11 protein-coding genes and 1 pseudogene are annotated in these 19,242 nt (G+C 63.7%); 3 read left to right on the plus strand and 9 right to left on the minus strand.

All coding sequences use genetic code 11. The features are described 5' to 3' along the window. Both ISS97_RS13510 and ISS97_RS13515 read right to left on the minus strand, forming a co-directional pair. Positions 1-3,033, minus strand: a complete 3,033-nt coding sequence (locus tag ISS97_RS13510) for an RHS repeat-associated core domain-containing protein (protein ID WP_379984061.1) — start codon at positions 3,031-3,033, stop codon at positions 1-3. Positions 3,034-4,041: 1,008 nt separating this feature from the next. Further along, positions 4,042-4,152 (minus strand): annotated as a pseudogene (locus ISS97_RS13515) (DUF6531 domain-containing protein); the annotation flags it as partial. Here ISS97_RS13515 and ISS97_RS13520 point away from each other — a divergent pair. Continuing rightward, positions 4,111-4,242 (plus strand): hypothetical protein, encoded by a 132-nt coding sequence (locus ISS97_RS13520; protein ID WP_379984063.1) that lies wholly within the window; start codon positions 4,111-4,113, stop codon positions 4,240-4,242. The pseudogene ISS97_RS13515 and the gene ISS97_RS13520 overlap by 42 nt on opposite strands. 779 nt (positions 4,243-5,021) lie before the next feature. Here ISS97_RS13520 and ISS97_RS13525 read toward each other — a convergent pair. From ISS97_RS13525 to pilG, 7 genes are all read right to left on the minus strand, one after another. Beyond that, the gene (locus ISS97_RS13525; RefSeq protein ID WP_379984029.1) at positions 5,022-5,498 is read right to left on the minus strand and encodes a chemotaxis protein CheW; all 477 of its coding nucleotides are present in this window, start codon (positions 5,496-5,498) and stop codon (positions 5,022-5,024) included. Next, positions 5,495-7,264, minus strand: a complete 1,770-nt coding sequence (locus ISS97_RS13530; protein WP_379984030.1) for a chemotaxis protein CheB — start codon at positions 7,262-7,264, stop codon at positions 5,495-5,497. The genes ISS97_RS13525 and ISS97_RS13530 overlap by 4 nt, the downstream gene beginning before the upstream one ends. After that, positions 7,257-13,346: an Hpt domain-containing protein gene (locus tag ISS97_RS13535; RefSeq protein WP_379984031.1), complete on the minus strand. Its 6,090-nt coding sequence runs from the start codon at positions 13,344-13,346 to the stop codon at positions 7,257-7,259. The genes ISS97_RS13530 and ISS97_RS13535 overlap by 8 nt, the downstream gene beginning before the upstream one ends. A 116-nt stretch (positions 13,347-13,462) precedes the next feature. After that, the gene (locus ISS97_RS13540) at positions 13,463-15,493 is read right to left on the minus strand and encodes a methyl-accepting chemotaxis protein (protein ID WP_379984032.1); all 2,031 of its coding nucleotides are present in this window, start codon (positions 15,491-15,493) and stop codon (positions 13,463-13,465) included. Between the two features lie 125 nt (positions 15,494-15,618). Further along, positions 15,619-16,152: a chemotaxis protein CheW gene (locus ISS97_RS13545; protein WP_379984033.1), complete on the minus strand. Its 534-nt coding sequence runs from the start codon at positions 16,150-16,152 to the stop codon at positions 15,619-15,621. Between the two features lie 8 nt (positions 16,153-16,160). Beyond that, the gene (locus ISS97_RS13550) at positions 16,161-16,532 is read right to left on the minus strand and encodes a response regulator (RefSeq protein WP_090450845.1); all 372 of its coding nucleotides are present in this window, start codon (positions 16,530-16,532) and stop codon (positions 16,161-16,163) included. A 31-nt stretch (positions 16,533-16,563) separates the two neighbouring features. Next, positions 16,564-16,920, minus strand: coding sequence for a twitching motility response regulator PilG (gene pilG / locus ISS97_RS13555; protein ID WP_114238650.1), 357 nt, complete (start codon positions 16,918-16,920; stop codon positions 16,564-16,566). Positions 16,921-17,300: 380 nt separating this feature from the next. On the opposite strand from pilG, the gene gshB reads away from it, so the two are divergent. Together gshB and ISS97_RS13565 are read left to right on the plus strand one after the other, a co-directional pair. Continuing rightward, positions 17,301-18,278 carry a glutathione synthase gene (gene gshB / locus ISS97_RS13560; protein WP_379984034.1) on the plus strand — a complete coding sequence of 326 codons (978 nt, stop codon included), beginning with the start codon at positions 17,301-17,303 and terminating at the stop codon, positions 18,276-18,278. Next, entirely contained in the window at positions 18,275-19,141 is an 867-nt protein-coding gene (locus ISS97_RS13565) for an energy transducer TonB (RefSeq protein ID WP_379984035.1), read from the plus strand. The genes gshB and ISS97_RS13565 overlap by 4 nt, the downstream gene beginning before the upstream one ends. Positions 19,142-19,242: the final 101 nt, after the last annotated feature.

The following is a 19,242-nucleotide window of genomic DNA, read 5'->3' on the forward strand; positions in this document are numbered from 1 at the left end:
TCAACCTCCTGGCGACGCGTATGGCGGCGCAAATGGCTCAAAACGAATTGATGGCCCGATATTGGGGTTTGCCAACCCCGGAATCATTCCTGTGGCCGGATCAATAGATGGCAATCCACCCTGAAGACCCTCGTAGTACGGCAAGCTACCTGGAGGAGCGATATAGTCAATATCGCTTCGCGTACCCGCGCCTTTTCCTATCGGAAAATTAGTTCCAACTCCGCGCCTGCTGCCCCTTGCCGCGGAGCCCACTATCTCCAGTGGCCTTCCTGCTTTGTTGACGACCCCTTGTATCGCATCTACCTCTGCGTTGGTTAAGTCTCCAAGCCCCGAAGCCGCGCCGCTTCCACGACAGACGGCCATGGAGGCAGTCGTGACTCCACTCATCATCTTGGCTGCCGCCATAAACTCAAATGGGGTAACGATCGACTGGATGGAATCATCACCAGGCCGATTACGCTGATTAACGTTCACTCCAAAAAGCAAGTACGCAAGAATCGCCCCATTGGTATCCGCCCTCTGCTCCCAATTCACTGCGTCGTTATTGACGGTCCCAGCGACCTGCAATCCGTCTCGATCAACATACCGCAGCGGATTGTTGCCGACAGCAGCATACGTACTGATACCTCCGATCAGACCTATCGGATCACTTTGCAAGAAGCGCCATGTATAGCGATCGCGCATTCGATAGCCATTGCTGTTCAAGCCGCTTTCTTCGTCGTAGTACTCGCCCGCCGAACGCAAATTGAATGCGTACCCCGCACTCGACGTCGGTAGCTGCTCCTGAAATGGATTGCCCTGATAGCTCAACTGCCAAATCGCAGCACCCGTCGCATCGGTGACGGCGCGCGGCGTACCCAGCCCATCGGCATGCACATAGCTCACCGTACTAGTGGTGCCTGCGGTATCGACCACCGCCACCGGCAGATCACCCAACCAGATGTAGTCACGATTCGTCGTGCCGTACTCGCCAATCAACTGACTAGCTTCGTCATAGGCAAAACGCTGATTGACGGTTTGCGGGAAGGTGCTGTTCTTAGCCACCCGCTGCCCCATCGCGTTGTAGCTGTAAGTGGCGACGGTCTGATTGTTCCGCTGCACCACCGTCATGCGGTTACGTCCGTTGTAGCCGTAGCCAAAGGTCTCGCCTGCCGCCGCACTCCCCGTGGTGTTGCCATTGGCATCGTAGGTGCGCGCGCTGCTCCCAATGCTGGTCAACCAGTGCGTCCCGCTCTGATAGCCGTACGTGCCTGTGGCTAGCCCACTCGCCGTCTTGCTCAACCGATCCCCAGTCTTGCTGTAGGTGTAGCTCTCGATGGCGTTACCGCTGGCATCTTTCAGTCCGGTGAGCCGATACAGCGGGTCGTAGCTGTACGTCTCAATGGCCGGGTTGGCCCCCGGTGCATTGCCCAACGCCGTGGGGTTGCCCATCGCATCCCGCGCAAAGTGCAGGTTGAGCGCTGGGCTGGTGACGTCGGTGAGAGCGTAGTTGGCGTCGTAGCTGCGGGTGATGGTCTGGCCGTTGCCCAGGGTGTAGCTGGCGATGGGGCCGAACGGCAGGTAGCTGATGTTGGTGACGACGTTGCCGGCCCCAGCGCCGGTGGTGCCGGGCGGCAGTGCGGTGACGCTGCTGATGCGGCCGGCGGCGTCGCGGTTGTATTGAATGGACGTGCCGCCCGGTGTGAGCGTGCTGGCGAGGCGGTCGGCCAGGGTGTAGCTGTAGGCGGTGGTGTCGGTCTGGGTGCCCTGGGTCTGGCGCTTCTGCACCACGTTGCCGCGCGCGTCGTAGCAGTAGGTGGTGCTGACGGCGGTCTCGATCACGCGGGTGAGACGGCCCACCGGGCGGGAGCCCACGCAGCCGGTGACAGTGCCGGGCTCGTCGTAGTGGTAGGCGACGTTGAGCGTGGCGTCGGCGTAGCTCACCGCGGTGAGGCGGTTGAGGGCGTCGTAGGTGCTGGTGCTGACCGTGCCCTTGGCGTCGGTGGTCTGGGTGCGGTTGCCGGCGGCGTCATAAACCACTTGCGTGGTGCCGGTGTCCGGGCTGTGCACGGCGGTGGCGTTGCCCAGGCCGTCGTAGTCGTAGGTGGTGTTGAGGCCATCCGGATCGCCCACGCCCAGCAACTGGTCGCGTGCGTCGTAGGCGAACACGCTCTGGGTGTTTTGGGTGGCGGTATCGGTGCCGTTGTAGTTGTCCAGCGTGCTGACCAGGCGGTTGAGACCGTCGTAGCCCTGCTTGCGCTGGATGCCCAGCGCATCGGCGCTGCGCACCAGGTTGCCGTTGGCGTCGTAGCTGTTGGAGAAGCTGGCGTCGAACACCGTGCGGCTCAGGCCATCCTTGATGCCGGTGAGCTGGCCCAGGGTGTTGTAGGTGCGGGCCAGCGAGCGGCGTAGCGTGCCGCCGGTGTCGAAGGTCTCTTCCTTGGTTTTATTGCCGGCCGCATCGAGGGTGTAGCGGATGCGGTTGCCCAGGGCGTCGGTGATGTCGGTGAGGCGGTGGGCGGGGTCGTAGGTGTAGGTGACGGCGATGCCATCGGGGTCGGTGATCGATTGCACTGCCGCGTAAGGGGTGTAGGCGATGGTGGTGGTGGCATCGCCGGCCGATGGTGTGCCACTCGCGTTGGCGCGCACGGTTCGCGTTTGCAGCATGCCGCGCGGGGTGTAGGTCAGATCGGTGATGACACCGTTGGTGTCCTTCTGGCGTACCACGCGGCCATTCTTGTCGTAGGCCACCATGGTGGTGACGTGGCCGAGAGCATCGGTGACTTGGTAGAGGTCACCGGCGCGATGGCAAGCGCCACCGGTGGTACCGCAACCGGACTCGTCGGTGGTGAGGTAGTAGCCATAGCTCATCGTGCTACTGACATCAGTGCGTGGACTAGTGGTGCTCAACAGCAGGCCGACGAGGGGGCATTGAGTGCTGTCGACGGCGTCGCAGTAGGTGTAGGTAGTGCGGCGGACCCGTGCGGGCGGCGTGCCGGTAGTGGCGCACGTGTAACCCGTTACCACGGGATCAATATCGCAGCGGGCCGTCACCTGGGCGCGGGCGTTGTAGACCCAAGCCGTGCGAGTCTGTACCGCGCCGCTTGCGTCAGCGATCGAACGAGTCAGCGGGACACGGTTAGCTGTATCCCAACTTGTTGAAGTCGTGCGCTGTGCGGCTTCGCCCGAAGCTTCAACTTGTGTGACAGGGAGGCCCTGAGCGTTATAGGTGGATTGAGTGACGTGGCCATTGAAATCCGTCGCGGATGACGGGTAACCGTTGGCGTCATAAACGACCGTGGCAAAGCCTAGGTTGCAGCTTGGCGAGCAAGGTTGACTGCTCTGACCAAATCGCAATGCACCATTAGGAATAACGCTTGTAAGGCGCGCCTGAACACCCAATGGGTATTGGACAGTGACGACGCCATTGGCTCCATAAGTAACCTGAGTCAGCTCACTAATCCCGCCTAGCAAAGAGGAGACAGCGCGCCCCTGAGCATCATAACGAACGTCCGCATACCGCCCACCCCGTTCGTCGATCACGCCTGTCAGCGCACTAGGCAGACTAACGGCCACATGGTCCGCCTCACCATATTTGTAGCCAAGCACGGATGAATCAGGATATGTAACTTGGCTCAAATTGCCTATCGCATCGTAGCCATAACCCAGCAACCCACCACCAGGCAAAGCCACCTGCACTATCTGATCATTACTGTTGTAGACAAAGTTTAACTGCCGACCAACAGGGTCTATAACCTCAATCAGCAAGCCAGCCCTAGACGCTACGGAAGGCGATGTCGTCGCATCGCTATAAGATAGGGTGGTGATCCTTCCATCCCCATGCTCTATTGATATCATTAACCCTTGTGCGTTGTAGGACTCCGTCTGTCTAGTGGATACGCAGAAGTAACGCCAGCCAACGAGATTCGAATGCGCGTCATCAATTTCAGTTAGCCGATCTGCGATATCCGGATCGGCCACCCAGTCACCATCAATCTTCTTAAAACGAATCTGCTTTCCGTCAGCGCGATATACCCTGACAGCCGCATACCCGTCGCTGGCGAGAAACTCAATACTTCGATCAAAGGTATGGCGCCAGCGAGTCCCTAAGTGTGACGAGACGGTCGCCGCATGGCTGTTGTAATAGCGATGAAAGCCCAGTCCTCCTGGCAACGCGATATCCGTTTCTTCACGGTATTCATTACCGGTACCGAGGTTGATCGGATCACCAGCAACAAGTTCGCTGCACGTTGGGCATCCTAAATTTTTGCCAGGCTCGTATGCATAAGCGGTTGCATAAGCAGGGTTACCACCACTGCAGAACCCATTGGGAGAGAAACCTGCAGCCTCAGAGCTATAGTCATTAGGCTCGCGATACTTGACTGTGTATGCGCACCAGTCCGTCAAAGAACCTTTGTAGCCGTAGTAACGATCCCAGTAGTAGCCGTATCCCTTCCACCAGTTCTGCTCTGCGTCACCAAGCGTCTCGTACAGGCCATCTGCCCAGTAGGTACCTGAGAGTATGTAGGGAGGTCCATAGTAGTGCGCTTGTGACGACGCCACACCGCACCAGAAAAGCATCACCCATAACAAGCTAACGGCGACTAATTTCACTACCTTCTCCCTGGTGGTTTTAGCTCTCAAAGGAAAAGGCTAAGTTCATTTGGCTCTAAAAGATGAAGCCACCACTTATCACCGCCCTGCCCGTTAGATTTGAACGCTATCAAGTCCTACTGGCTGCGTATAGAAGCGCCCCCTTACGATGGGCGTCGCAAATCTGTCAGCCTTGTCATAGCGAGCGCACTGTTATGCGTGCGGCGGAATTCGAAGCGCCTCCGAAAACTCTACAAACCAGCGACCGATGGACATGAAATGTCTTCGGCAGCTTCAGCGGGAACCGCAGAGCACCCTGAACTCCATCAATAGATCAAAGACACGGAAGCATAAGCAGTTTTGGCTACCCGCCCGAGTTATCAGCACCCATTCCGCAGTCATGTCACTTGCATCCGTCCATGGCAGACGCCATGAAGGCGCCGCGGTTCTCAGCTCGCCAAATCAAGCATCTCGACAAGCTGCTCTTCGATCCCTTCCAAATCCGGAATCACCGCCACGTCATCGCGCACCAGCACTTCGGCCTTGACGCCCGGCGGCAACGGCGTGCCGTCGTGGGTGGGAATGATCAGTTCGGCATTGAGCGTAGTGAGGCGTGGGAAGCCTTGGGTGACGACAGCGACGAACGGCAGTTTGGCGTGGCCGCCGAGTGCTTTCAGTACGGCGACACGCATGCTGAGCGAAGTGTCGCCCTCTTCCGCGCCGGCGAGTTTGGTGAAGGAGACGAGCGGTACGCGCCAGCCGCGCCAGGCGATGCGGCCGAGCAGCCAATCGGGTGCGCTCTCCACCGGCTCGGGTGTGGGCAGGGTGATGACTTCGGCGACGGTGGCGTTGGGTAGCAGCAGGCGCAGGTTGCCTACCGGGACCAGTACGCAGCGAATTTCGCGCGGTAACGGTTGCTCGCTCATCGCTGTGCCTCCACCGAAAACTCCTCGACCAAACGTGCCGCCAGTTCAAATGGCGTGCCTGAGAAACCTGCGAGGCGCTCGGCCTCGACTCCGTGCACCATGTCGCCGTAGTGCTCGCCCATGGTTTGTTCTACCCACACTTTGCCGCCACGGTCGTGCACGGCCTGCGCGCCTGCTACCGCATCAGTAGCGTGGCCAGCGAAGACGATGGCTACCGCGTCGCGGCCGAACACGCTGGCCGCGGTGGTGAAGCTGGCATCGATGGAGGGGTTCTGGAACGACGAGACTTCCACCGCTTCGCATTCGATGCGGCCGTCGCGCAGCAGGCGCACGTGGCGACTGGCGGGCACGACCAACACTTCGCCAGGACGTGCGCGCATGCCGTGGCTGGCAACGCGCACCGGCAAGACGGAATGCTTTGAAAGACGCTCCACCAGATCGTCGGCGGAGATGCCGCCCTGGTGCTGGGTGTGCAGCACGGTCATACGCAGGCTGGCGGGCAAGGCGGCAAGGAAGGCGCACACCGAGTCGGTGCTGTCCATGGTGGCGCCCAGCAGCAGCAGGCGGCCTAGTGCGGTTTCCAGCTCGCCAAGGTGCACTTCGTGGCTGTAATCCATGTTCTGCGGCGCGATGGCTTCTTCGATGGAGACCAGCTCCAGAGTCATGCCTGGCCGGATGATCGATTCGTTAGCGTCGCCACCTTCCGGCGCCAGGTAATCCGCAGCGCTCATCTTTTCGATGCCGAAGTCTTTCGGTGCGTCGCTGGTTTGCGCCACCGACGCTGCGTCATCGTCAACCAGCGACCAGCCGGTGTGCAGCGCCTGTGCGGGCGAGACTTTTTCAACGGTGATGGGCGTATCCAGCGGCGGCAGGAAGTTGTCGTCCAGTGGCGTCAACGCCATATGGTCAAGCTGGAAGGCCGGACGCGAGGCCGACTCGACGTTGGCTTGCGGTGGCGGCGGCAACGGTGCCGGGCCCTGGGTCATCAGGATGTCCGAACCGAAGTGGCCGTCATGCAGCTCTTGATGTTCGCTGATGTCGTAATTGAGGCCGCTGCCGAACTCGTCTTCAGCCGGCGCGCCTTCGTCGGCGGCGAGCAGGGCTTCCAGCTCGGCGGCGAGGGTTTCCGATTCTTCGGCGGCGTCGCCGTGGACGGGGGATAGCAGGACTTCGACGGTAGGTTCGGGTTCGACGGCGTCCAGCGCGGCTAGCGGCGCTATCGGTTCAACTTCTTGTAGGAGCCCACCCTGTGGGCGACCGAGCGCTGCGGCGTCATGCTCCGTAGGGATTTCGCGCACAGAGCCTGCCCCGGACTCGATCCGGGGGTGCACTCCTACAGAGGCGTGCGCGGGCGCGGGTTCGTGCACGGGCAAGGGGTCGTGGATGGGGGGCTCGAAAGCCGGGGCGTCGAGCGGGCGTGGCGGATCGATGTCGCCTTCGGCGAGCACTTTCACGGCGAGGTGGCGCGCCCAGCGGGCGCGGTCCCAGCCGTCCAGCTTGCGGCTGGCCTGGGCGTCGTTGAACACCACGCGCGGCTGGTCGCCATCGATCACGTCATAGAGATGATCCAGCGCATCGGCGGCTTCGTCGTCCAGATTGACCACGACGACCTGCGCGCCGGCGTTGACCAGCGTGTCGCGACTCAGCGTGGCGAGCGTACCTTCGTGGACGATCCGCGCCCCGCGTTCGTGCAGGGCTTCGCGCAAATGGGCACCCAGCTCTGCATCATCGAACAGCAGTGCGACTGCTGGTGCCGTTTCAGCCATTAGCCGACTCCATGGCCTGATCCTGCAAGGCGCGTTGTTCCAGCACTTCACTGATCTGCATCAGCAGTTCCGCTTCCTGATACGGCTTGCCGAGGTAGCGGTCCACACCGATGTCGAACGCGCGCTGGCGATGCTTATCGCCGGTACGCGAGGTGATCATGATGATCGGCACGCCACGCAGGCGCGGGTCGGCCTTCATGTGCGTGGCGAGTTCGAAGCCGTCCATGCGCGGCATCTCGATATCGAGCAGCATCAGGTCCGGCACGCGCTCGTGGAGTTTCTCCACCGCGTCCACGCCGTCCTTTGCCGTGCTGACTTCGTACTCGTGACGTTCCAGCACGCGGCCGGTGACTTTGCGCATGGTGATGGAGTCGTCGACCACCATGACTAGCGGCCGCACGCGTACTTCTTCCACCACCGGCGCCTGCACCGCGCTGAGGCCTTCGGCAAGGCGCTCCTGACGGCGCACGATGCCATGACGCACCAGCGGGGCGAGATCAAGAATGATCAGCACCGAGCCATCGCCCATGATGGTCGCGCCGAGAATGCCCGGCACCGAACTGATCTGCGGGCCAACCGACTTCACCACGATTTCGCGCGAGCCGATCACGGCGTCGATGCGGATCGCGGCGCGCAGATCGCCCGCACGCGTCAGCAGCAGCGGCAGCTGTTCGTCGCCCGGATGACCCGGCTGGATACCGAGCAGCTCGGCCAGATCGTGGATACCGTATTGCTCGCCGCCATACTGGAACGACGGCTCCGGCTCGGCCAGACGCTCGGCGAGTTCGGACGGGCTGATGCGCGCCACGCCTTGCACCGAGGTCATCGGGATGGCGAAGGTCGCCTCGCCAATACGCACCAGGATGGCCTGGGTCACGGCGAGGGTGAACGGCAGGCGCAGCACGAAAGTGGTGCCTTGACCCTGCTGCGATTCGATAGCGAGTGAGCCGCCGAGCTGCTTGATCTCGTTGGCCACCACGTCCATGCCTACGCCGCGGCCGGCCAGCTGGGTCACGCTGCTGGCGGTGGAGAAGCCGGGCTGGGTGATCAGGGCGAGCAACTGGTCGTCGCTGGGCTTGGCGTCGGCGCGCAGCAGGCCACGTTCGATACCGCGCTTGCGCACGGCCTCGCGGTCAAGACCGCGGCCGTCGTCGGTAACACGCACCACCACCTCGGTAGCTTCGCGCGCCACGCGGATGCGCACCGAACCTTCGGCCGGCTTACCTGCCTTGCGGCGCTCTTCCGGCGATTCGATACCGTGGGCTACGGCGTTGCGCAGCATGTGTTCGAACGGCGCCTTGATGCGGTCGAGCAGGTTGCGGTCCATTTCGCCGTGCGCGCCTTCCACGAACAGCTGGGCGCCCTTGCCCTGCTCTTGCGCAGCCTGACGCAGCGTGCGGCGCAGGTTCGGCACCATGGTGTCGAACGGCAGCATGCGGGTGCGCAGCAGACCATCCTGCAGTTCGGAGCTCACGCGGGACTGCTGCAGCAGCAGGGTTTCCGCCTGACGCGTCAGCTCGTCGAGCATGCTCTGGATCTGCACAAGGTCGGATACCGACTCGGCCAGCGCACGCGAGTACTGCTGCAGCTGCGAGTAACGGTCCAGCTCGAGCGGATCGAACACCGACAAGCCGGCTTCGCGATGCTCGCGCTGGAAGCGCGCGATGATCTGCGCTTCGGTTTCGATTTCCATCATGCGCAGCTGGCTGCGCAGACGCTGCACGGTCTGGTCGAGCTCGACCAGGTTGAAGCGATAGCCGGCTACCTGCTGCTCGAGGCGCGAACGGTAGATCGCCACCTCGCCGGCATGATTGACGAGGGTGTCGAGCAGTTCGGCGCGGACGCGGATCTGTTCCTGCGGGGCGCGCGCGTCGTCCTGCTGACCCTCTTCCGGCAGCAATTCCGGCAGATCGATCTGTTCTGCAGGCGCCTTGGCGACGACGTGCTCCTCCGCCAGGCTGGCGGTTTCGCCGGCCATGCCAAGGAAGTGGTCGATCATCGCCTGCGGGTATTCAATACCGCGGCCCTGCGACACGCGCTGCACCAGCACGTGCAGTTGGTCGAAGCCCGATTCCAGCGCACCGATCAGATCGCCGACGCGCGACGGGTCGTGACCCACCGGGCTTTCCAGCAAGGTTTCGATCGCGTGGGTCAGGTCGCCCACCGGCACCATGCCGGCGATGCGCGCACCGCCCTTCAGCGTATGCAGATCGCGCTGCACGCTGGCCATGTGTTCCAGCTCGCTCGGCTCGGCACGCCACTGCGCCAGCGCGCTGTCGGAGTGGTCGAGAATTTCGCGCGCTTCTTCGATGAAGATTTCCAGCAGATCGGGGTCGATCTGGCTGTTGGTCCAGGTGGCGGCGTATTCGCTGGCGACGGGCTCGGCTTCGGCTTCGACCGGCGCGATAGATGCAACGGTTTCTTCGACCGGTGTCTCGTGAACAGCTTCGGCCACCGGCTCCACGACTGGATGCGCTGGCTCTTCCACCGATGCGGCGTGTGTGTCGACTTCCTCGGTCGGCGCCTCGTGAACGATCTCGGCTGCCGGCTCTTCCACCGGCACGTGCGTTTCCACTGCAACGTCGGGGACGTGAGTAGCATCGAGCAGCGAGTGCGGTGCTTCGACAGCCTCATCGGCGGCCTGCGCGGCAACGTGATGCGCGGTTTCTTCGTGATGCACCGGCGCTTCGTCTTCCGGCGCCTGGAGCTCGATGGTCGGCTCCAACGGCTCGTCGATCAGGTCGCCGTAAAGCGCGGCGAAATCATCCTCATCTTCCTGCGTCGCGGCCGGTGTGGCAGCAACGCTTTCGTGCAGGGCCTCTTCATCGACAGCGCCAACGTCCGGCACGCCGGCTTCGGCGTCGAACTCGCCCAGCGCAGCCATCAGCTCCGCGGTGAAGTCGTCAGTGACCGGCTCGGCATGCACCACCGGCGTTTCGCCAGCGACCGGTTCGATGGCTTCATGTTCGGCCGGGTGCACCGGCATCGCAGCGTCAAGCGCGGCGGCCAGGGCACCTTCGTCTTCTGCGGTATCCGCACCCAGATCGTCGACGAGCGGCTCAAACACCACGTGTGCGACTTGCGGCTCGGGCTGGCCGTCACGCAGTTCGGTGATGCGCTGGATCAGCACGTCGAGATCCGGCAACTGCGGATGCTCGGCGTCGAACTGGGTCATGATGTGATCGACCGCGTCGGCGCTCTTGCCAAGCAGGTTCACGCCTTCCGTCGACAGCGGCTCGCCCGCGGCGCGCAGGCGCTTGAGCAGGCTTTCCAGCGGCGATAGCAGCTGGGTGAGCACGGGAATGTCGACCATCGCGATGGCGCCGTGCAGGGTATGCACAGCGCGCAGCAAGCCATCGTCGATACGCAGTTCGCCACTCACGCGGTTGATCGCGTGGCGGATGGTCTGCAGGTACTGAGCGACTTCGCTGCGCAGGATTTCCAGCAGCACCGGGTCCACCGGCGGCATCACCGGCGCAGCGATAACGTCGCGCTGCGGTTCCACGGCCGGTGCCGGCGAGGTCTCGATGGAGGCCAGGCTGGCGGCGGGAATCGCATCCGCGGCGACATTCACGCGCGGCACGCGACGCTTCACCACGCGGCGTACCGTTTCGGTGGCGGCCGGTGCGTGGTCGGCGATGCTGGCGTTTTCCTGACCGGCGCCGAGGCGCTCGGCCGTATCCATGATCGCGGCAAGCTGCACGTTGCCGGGCATGCTCTCGCCCATCAGCGCGGCGCGCAGCGGCGGCAGCGCCTCGATGGCGTGACGCACCAGCGCCTGCACGTTCTCGTTCGGCTGGATGGAATGATCGAGCACGCGGTTAAGCATGTTCTCGACCTTCCACGCGTACTCACCCAGCACCGAGGCGCCGACCAGGCGGCCGGAGCCCTTGAGCGTGTGGAAGGAGCGGCGGATGGGAGTGAGTGCCTCGATCTGCTGCGGGTCGGTCAGCCAGGTCTGCTGGGCGCTGCGCAGGTTGTCGATCTCCTCCTGCATTTCTTCCAGGAAGATTTCGCGGATGTCGTCGTCGATGCCTTCCGCGCCGAGATGGAAGCCGGCATCGGCACCTACGGCACCGGCTACCGGTACTTGCTCGACAATCTCTTCTTCGATCTCGACCCAGTCGTCTTCGTCGCTGCCACCGGTCTGTGCGGTGACGTGCTCCGTATCGACCAGTTTCAGGCCGGCCAGGTCATGCGCGGACGGGATCGGCGTGGCCGCTTCGCCGACCACCAGGCTGCCGAGATCGGCGCCATGGGCCAGGCTGACGGTTTCCGAAAGCTCCGGTTCGCCGGTGAAATCGTGCACGACGTGGAGTGCGGGCGTGGGCGCCGGTGCGACTTCTTCGATGTCCGCAAGGACGGTGCGCGCGGGCGGTGGCGGCCAGTAGCCGAGCGTGCTGAGGCTGTGCTCGGCGACGTCGAGAATATGTTCCAGGCCGCCGCGGTGTTCGCGCGCGGCTTCGAGGTAATACTCGAGCGCGGCGAGCGCATCGGCGAGGTGATCCATCTGCGCGCTGGTCGGCACGCGGCGGTCACTGAGCAATTCATTGCCGACAAAGCGGCCGATGCCTTCGGCCAGTTCGGCCGGCCGCGGCGCGGTGAGCATGCGCATGGCGCCGGCCACTTCGTCCATCAGGCCGGGAACGTCGGTGAGTTCCTGGTGGTGCCAGCCGGATTCGACGAAGGCGACGATGGCTTCCTTCACCTTGCCGGTGTTGGCGGTGGCCTCCTGCATCAGCGTGGCCAGAATGTGGCGCGCCTCGCTGCGCGGCAGCATGTTGACCGGCGCTTCGCTGGCGGTTTCCTCGTCGGCGCCCAGGCTTTCGATGTGGTCGTCCAGCGAGGCTTCGACGTAGAGCAGCGCGCCGGCGACGTCGAGCAACAACTCTTCGTCGGGTGCGCGCATGCGGCTGGCGATTTCTTCCAGCACGCGGCGCTGTTCGTTGACCACGCGGCGCGGCACGCCCAGGGCGAGCATGCCCAGGGTGTCGCCGACGCGCTCAAGTATTTCGGTTTGCTGGGTGAGCTGGGCCGGATCGGCTTCGGTCTGGCGCAGGAACAGATCCAGCGCCTCTTTCACGCGCAGCAGGTCGTCCTTCAATGCCTTCGCCACGGAATCGAGCAAGGCACGGTTGTGGCCGGACATGGAGCCGCGGGCGTGCTCCAGTTCGCTCGCATCGGGCAGCAAGGCATCCAGGCTGTAGGCCTGGGCGAGCTGGTCCATACGCGGGCTGCGTTGCTTGGACTGCGCCACCACGTAGAGCAGCTTGCGCGCCAGCTCGTCGGCGTCGCCGCCGCGCATGCTGGATTCGCCCTGTTCGATCAGCTGGCGGATGCTGCGATCAACCTTGCCGATCAACTGGCGCACTTCGCCAGCCTGACTCTTCAGCGTGCCCTGCTGCAAACCTTCCAGCACGCCGGCGGCAATCCACCACAGGCGGCGACCGGGAATGCTGTAGCAACGCGCGGCAATACCGTCGAGCGTCTGCCCCATCGCCGCCAGCTGATGTTCCGGCGACTGGCCACGGAACCAGGCCAACAGCTGTTGCTGGAAGCGCAGGCGCAATTCGGCGATCTGACCGTGCGCGCGCTCGGCTTCGTCCTGATTCATTGCCGCCGGCGCGTGGTCCGGCAGCACAGCTTCGAGGTTGGGTGAGAACAGCGCGGATTCGTGCAGCGCCTGCTGGCCGCGGCTGGCACGCAGATCGTTCAACAGCGGCAGCAACACCACTGGCACGTCGCGATGGCCGCCGGACAGGCGTTCCAGATAGTCGGGCAGCTGCATCAGGCCGCGCATCATCGCGGCATAGGCTTCCTCACGCTGGGCGACATGGTCCTCCATCAGGGAGATGGCGAGCGTTTCCATCTCCTCGGCGACCAGCGCGGCGCCGTACAGCTCGACCATGCGCAAGGTGCCCTGCACCTGATGCAAGTGGTCGGCGCAGGCGCGCATGACATCGCGGTTGCCCGGGTTGTCGACGTAGGACTCCAGCGCCTCGCGGGCTATCGCCAGAGTCTCGTCGAGCTCGGGCTTGACCCACTGCAGGGTGGTGAAATCGATGTGGTCTTGAAGTCTCATGCGCCTCTCTCAGCGGCTACGCAACATGCGTCACGCAACCGTCGAGGTTGCCCCCCTGTCATTGAACCTGCCTCAACGTGTAAGGCAGGTTCACACCGTTGTCTCATCAGGCTGCCTTAACCAGGCAGCTTGAAGTGCGCCACCGAACGCCGCAGATCGCTGGCCAGCTGCGCCAGGTAACCGATCGAGTCGGCCGTCTGGCTCGCGCCCTGCGAGGTCTGCGAGGTAATTTCCTGAATCGCGTTCATCGACTGCGAGATGTCCGTCGCCGCCACCGACTGCTGACGCGCGGCGGTGGAGATGTTCTGAATCAGCGCGGACAAGTCATGCGACACGCGCTCGATGTCACCCAGTGCGCTACCGGCGTCTTCCGCCTTGCGGGCACCGGCCACCACTTCCGCGGTGGTCTGCTCCATCGAGTTCACCGCTTCGTTGGTATCGGACTGAATCGCCTGCACCAGCGTTTCGATTCGCTTGGTCGCGCTCGCCGAGCGTTCGGCGAGGCGCTGCACTTCGTCCGCCACCACCGCGAAACCGCGGCCCGCTTCACCCGCCGAGGCCGCCTGGATGGCTGCGTTCAAGGCGAGGATGTTGGTCTGCTCGGCAATGTCGTTGATCAGTTCCACGATCGAGCCGATCTCTTGCGAGGACTCACCCAGGCGCTTAATACGCTTCGAGGTTTCCTGGATCTGGTCGCGGATCGAGTCCATGCCCGAGATGGTCTCGCGCACCACTTCGGCGCCGTGCGAAGCGATTTTCACCGAGCGCTCGGCCACGTCGGCCGATTCGGCGGAGTCCTTGGACACGCTATCCATCGAGCTGGCGATCTGGTTGATCGCCGAGGTCGCCGTGCTGATACGTGCCGCCTGGCTCTGCGCCGCGTCGGCCAGATGGCGCGCGGTGGTCTGCGTTTCCTGGGCCGAGGACGACACCTGCTCGGAGGTCTCGTTAATGGTGGTCACCAGGGTGCGCAACTCGTCGATGGCGTAGTTCACCGAGTCGGCGATGGCGCCGGTGATGTCTTCGGTCACCGTGGTCTTTACCGTCAGGTCACCTTCGGCGAGCGAACCCATTTCGTCCAGCAGGCGCATGATGGCCTCCTGGTTACGCTGGTTGAGCTCGGCCGAATCCTGGAAGCGGCGGCGCTGGTCGCGCACGAGGGTCACGACGAGCAGCAGTGAGAAAGCCACCGCGCCGATCGCGCCGAGCACGCCCCACCACACGTTCGGGAACAGGCGGCGCAACGGCAGCTTGCCGATCTGGTCGGCGAGTTCGTTCGCGCGCAGCAGCACGTTCTGCGAATCCAGCGAGGCCTGGTTGCCGGCGCGCTTCACGTCGGTGAGGTTGCCTGCAGCACTGACCAGCTTGGCGACCGGATCCTGCACGTCGCCCCACTTGGACTGCATTTCGGTGAGGATCTTGCGCGCGTTTGCGTCGCCCATGGAGCGCACGCCGACTTCCGTATTGCCTTCGAGCAGGCCCTTGAGCACGCTGCCGTAGAGCTGGCCGTCGCGGGACAGGCCGTCGGCGGCGGGCTGCGAGGCGTCGCCGCCCTGCAGCACTTCCTGCACTCGGCGGATCATACGGTCGGCCAGAAGCATCTGGCGGGCCGAGGTGTAGGTCTGCTCGGCGCTGCCGCCGCGCTGCTGCAGGATGTTCACCACCTGCTCCATGCTCGAGTTGAGCAAGGGCAGTTCGCGCGCCAGGGTGCCGGCGCGCTGGGCGGAATCGAGCACCAGTGCCTTGTTGGAAAGGATCTTGCCGATATCGGCGTCCAGCTGCTTCCAGGCGTTGCTCAGCGCGGACACCGCACGGCCGGCCGGGGAGGCGCTGTTGTCGGCATAAGCCTGCATGCCGCTCTTGGTGTCGCCCTTGTTCAGGCGCTGCACCGCCGAGTCGATCGCGTTGCGGTTGGTTTCCAGCTCCTTGAAGGAGTCCACATTACCGTCGGACGCCTCCAGGGCATATTTCGCTGTCTGTTGCGACAGCACCTGGATCTGTGTGGTCAGCGCGATAGCTTGGCGGTCCTCGCTGTTCTTCGCGTTGAGCATGAAGAAATCCAGCGCCGCAAAACCGATCGCGACCAGCAGCAAGACGATGAGGCCGGTATAGCCCCGCTCCTTGCCGACGCCCCCTGTAGTGCTCATGTTCGTTACCTCACCCGTCTACGACCTCACCGGCGATACCGGCGATGGCAGGAGCTTTGCCCCCGAAAACCGCTATTCCCGGCCGCGTCCCGGCACCGGTCCTACATAACTGTCGGGCTTACGCCTCAGGCCGCGGCCTGGCGGAAGTCCGGTGCACGCACCAGCCGGCCCATGCTGAATACCGCCAGCCGGGGCTCTCCCACACGATCGTCGACGAACCGCGCCAGGCGCGGATCGTCTTCACGTTCCGCCGCACTGCGCTGCTCCGCGTCCACCGTGCGCTGGCCGAAGACTTCGTCGACCAGCAAGGCGACGCTGCCCGTGCCCTGGCGCACCACCAGCAGGCGGCTGCGCTCGGAATGCAGGGTGCGCTCGCCGAACAGGAAGCGGCCAAGGTCGATCACCGGCACCAGGTTGCCGCGCACGTTGGCCACGCCGAGCAGCCACGACTGGGTGCCGGGCACTGGCGTGAGTACCGGCACGGCCAGCAATTCGCTGATCTCGTCGATGCCGCTGACGAACAGGCGGCTGCCCACGCGGTAACCGATGCCGCGCCATAGGCCCGGGGCCTCCAGCTTTTCCGGCGTATCGGAGGCGTGTACCAGCGAGAGGCGTTCGTAGCGGGCGAGGATCTCGAACGGGGTAAGCGCTTGGCTCATTCGTCGCCTCAGGCCGCGCTGGGCAGCAGGTCGTTGATACAGGCGAGCAATTCCTTCTCGTTCACCGGTTTGGTGATGAAGGCGCGCGCCCCTTGGCGGAGACCCCATACGCGGTCGGTCTCCATGGATTTGGTGGTGATCATCACGATCGGCACATCCTTGGTCACCGGGTCGCGCGTAAGGGTGCGCGTGGCCTGGAAACCGTTCATGCCGGGCATGATCACGTCCATGATGACCAGGGCGGGCAATTCGGCGCGCACGCGCTCGATGCCCTCCTCGGCGTTGCCGACGGAGCCGACCGTATGCCCTGCCCGTTCGAGCAGCGTGGTGAACACGCGCACGTCGGTCGGCGAGTCGTCAATGATGAGAATATTGGCCACAGGTCCCCCTCAGACCCTGTAGTCGCCGGTCTTACACCGTGCTGACATGTCGATGGATGGCACCAAGCAGCTCGTCTCGGGTGAACGGCTTGGTCAGATATTGTTCCGCACCCACGATGCGGCCACGCGCCTTGTCGAACAGCCCGTCTTTCGAACTGAGCATGATCACCGGCGTGCCGCGGAATTGAGGGTTGTTCTTGATGAGCGCGCAGGTCTGATAACCATCCAGGCGCGGCATCATGATGTCGACGAAGATGATGGCGGGCTTTTGGTCGGAGATCTTGGCCAGTGCCTCGAAACCGTCGACGGCCGTAAGCACGTCGCAACCTTCTTTCTTCAGCAAGGTTTCCGCGGTACGGCGAATGGTTTTTGAGTCATCGATAACCATGACCTTCAGACCGGCCAGGCCATTTCCACTTATGTTCAAGTTCACACACCCCCCTGCGACCCGCCCCAGGCTCAGGTAAGACACAAAACCGACAGCGCGGCGGCCGTCGGCTTCATGTGGACGAATAAAGATTCTTGCAAAAAAAATGCCCACCCGTAGCGACCGCTCGTTTGGCGGGCGCTTGTCCGTTGCTGTTTACCGCCTGACTGTCGTGACGTCAAGTTAAATGCGCATAAGTAACGCTCTACGTCACCTATTTGCGACGTGACGTGTCATGTGCGCCTTGCTGCCCGACGACCGTGTCGGCGAACATCGCGTATTGCCCTTGCGTGCTTTCCAGCCGCACCAACTTACGGGGCTCCCACTACCGGAGAATGACGATGGCCCTCTCGGTCGCCGTGCTGATGGACCCCATCGGCGCCATCAAGATCGCCAAGGACACCACCTTTGCCATGCTGCTGGAAGCCCAGCGCCGCGGGCACGCGCTGTTCTACATGGAGCAGGGCGACCTTGCCGTCCGCGACGGCAAGGCCTGGGCGCGGCTGGCACCGCTGCAAGTGAAGGAAGACCCGTCCGGCTGGTACAGCCTGGGCGAGGCGCGCTGGCAGGAGCTGACCGGGATGGACGTGGTGCTGATGCGCAAGGATCCGCCCGTGGATTCGCAATTCATCTACGACACCATGGTGCTGGAGCTGGCCCAGCGCGCGGGTGTGAAGGTGATCAACGACCCGCAGGCGCTGCGCGACTGCAACGAGAAGTTGTACGCGATGAGCTTCCCGCAGTGCATGGCGCCCACCCTGGTGTCGCGCGAAGCGGCTGAGCTCCGCCGCTTCGCCGCAGAGCACGGCGAGGTGGTGCTCAAGCCGCTGGATGGCATGGGTGGGCGCGGCATCTTCCGCGTCAAGACCGGCGACACCAACCTGAACTCGATGCTGGAAACCCTGCTGGCCGGTGGCCCGCATGGCGAAGGCCGGCACATGGTGATGGCGCAGAAGTACATCCCGCAGATCAGCGCGGGCGACAAGCGCATCCTGATCGTGGATGGCGAACCCGTGCCCTATGCGCTGGCGCGCATCCCGCAGGGCAACGAGTTCCGCGGCAACCTGGCCGCCGGCGGGCGTGGTGAAGGCGTGCCGCTGTCGGACCGCGACCGCTGGATCGTCTCCCAGGTCGCGCCGGAGCTGCGTCGCCGCGGCCTGCTGTTCGTGGGGCTGGACGTGATCGGCGACTACCTCACCGAGATCAACGTCACATCACCGACGTGCGCACGCGAACTGGACAAACAATTCGGGCTTAATATTGCCGGCCAGTTGTTCGACGTTATCGAGCACATCACCTCCGGAAACCGCGCCGCTTGAGTTCCCCCGCCCCTCGCACCACAGGCGCCGACCTGATCGGCGCCACCCTGCTGTTTTCGCTGTTGCTGCACGGCGTGCTGGTGCTGGGCATCACCTTCGGCTACGTGAAACCCAAGCCGAGCCTGCCCACGCTGGATGTGACCCTGGTCGATGTGGCCAACCGCGAGGCGCCGGACAAGGCCGATTTCCTGGCCCAGGCCAATAACCGTGGTGGCGGCGAGAGCGACAAGGCCGCCCGCCCCTCGCAGCCATTCTCTGGCCCGATGCCCAAGCCCGAGCCCGGTGTTGCCGCCCAGGCTCAGGAAGCGACCGCGACCAAGCCGCAGGACGCCACCGACGCCAAGCTGCTGACCACCACTGGCAACAGCCGTTTCAGCGTGAACTCCGACAGCGCGCATCCGCAGAAGACCGACAGCGACCTGCCTACCTCCGACGCCGATCGCGCACGCCTGGAAGCCGCCCAACTGGCTGCCGAGCGACGCCAGTTGCAGGAGGCTTATGCCAAGCGCCCGAAGAAGAAGTTCATCTCCTCCTCCACCCGCGAATACGCCTATGCGGCCTACATGCGCGGCTGGGTGGACCGGATCGAGCGCGTCGGCAACCTGAACTACCCCGACGCTGCCCGACGCCAGCAGTTACACGGTGACGTGTTGCTCACCGTCACCGTCGGCCGCGACGGCAAGGTGCTGAGCATCGAAGTCATCAACAGCTCTGGCCATCAACTGCTCGACAAAGCCGCCGAGCGCATCGTGCGCCTGGCCGCTCCTTTCCCGCCGCTGCCCACCGGCGGCGAGCGCGTGGACGAGCTGCACATCACGCGCACCTGGCAGTTCCAGCCGAACAACGTGCTGCATACGCGGTAAGGAACGGGGAACGGGGAACGGGGAACGGGGAACGGCTGGAGCTTCGACGCACTGCACGTTTCGCGTCTTTTGTTTCTTGTTCCTGCTTCCCGTTTCCCACC

Source organism: Dyella koreensis, from assembly GCF_044904565.1.
Lineage (GTDB): Bacteria > Pseudomonadota > Gammaproteobacteria > Xanthomonadales > Rhodanobacteraceae > Dyella_D > Dyella_D koreensis.

Coding starts and splice junctions, on each gene's coding strand:
- ISS97_RS13530 (WP_379984030.1), bottom strand. CDS start 7,264: ATGGCTGAAACGGCACCAGCAGTCGCACTGCTGTTCGATGATGCAGAG.
- pilG (WP_114238650.1), bottom strand. CDS start 16,920: ATGGTTATCGATGACTCAAAAACCATTCGCCGTACCGCGGAAACCTTG.
- ISS97_RS13520 (WP_379984063.1), top strand. CDS start 4,111: ATGGCTGTTGTAATAGCGATGAAAGCCCAGTCCTCCTGGCAACGCGAT.
- gshB (WP_379984034.1), top strand. CDS start 17,301: ATGGCCCTCTCGGTCGCCGTGCTGATGGACCCCATCGGCGCCATCAAG.
- ISS97_RS13525 (WP_379984029.1), bottom strand. CDS start 5,498: ATGAGCGAGCAACCGTTACCGCGCGAAATTCGCTGCGTACTGGTCCCG.
- ISS97_RS13545 (WP_379984033.1), bottom strand. CDS start 16,152: ATGAGCCAAGCGCTTACCCCGTTCGAGATCCTCGCCCGCTACGAACGC.
- ISS97_RS13535 (WP_379984031.1), bottom strand. CDS start 13,346: ATGAGACTTCAAGACCACATCGATTTCACCACCCTGCAGTGGGTCAAG.
- ISS97_RS13540 (WP_379984032.1), bottom strand. CDS start 15,493: ATGAGCACTACAGGGGGCGTCGGCAAGGAGCGGGGCTATACCGGCCTC.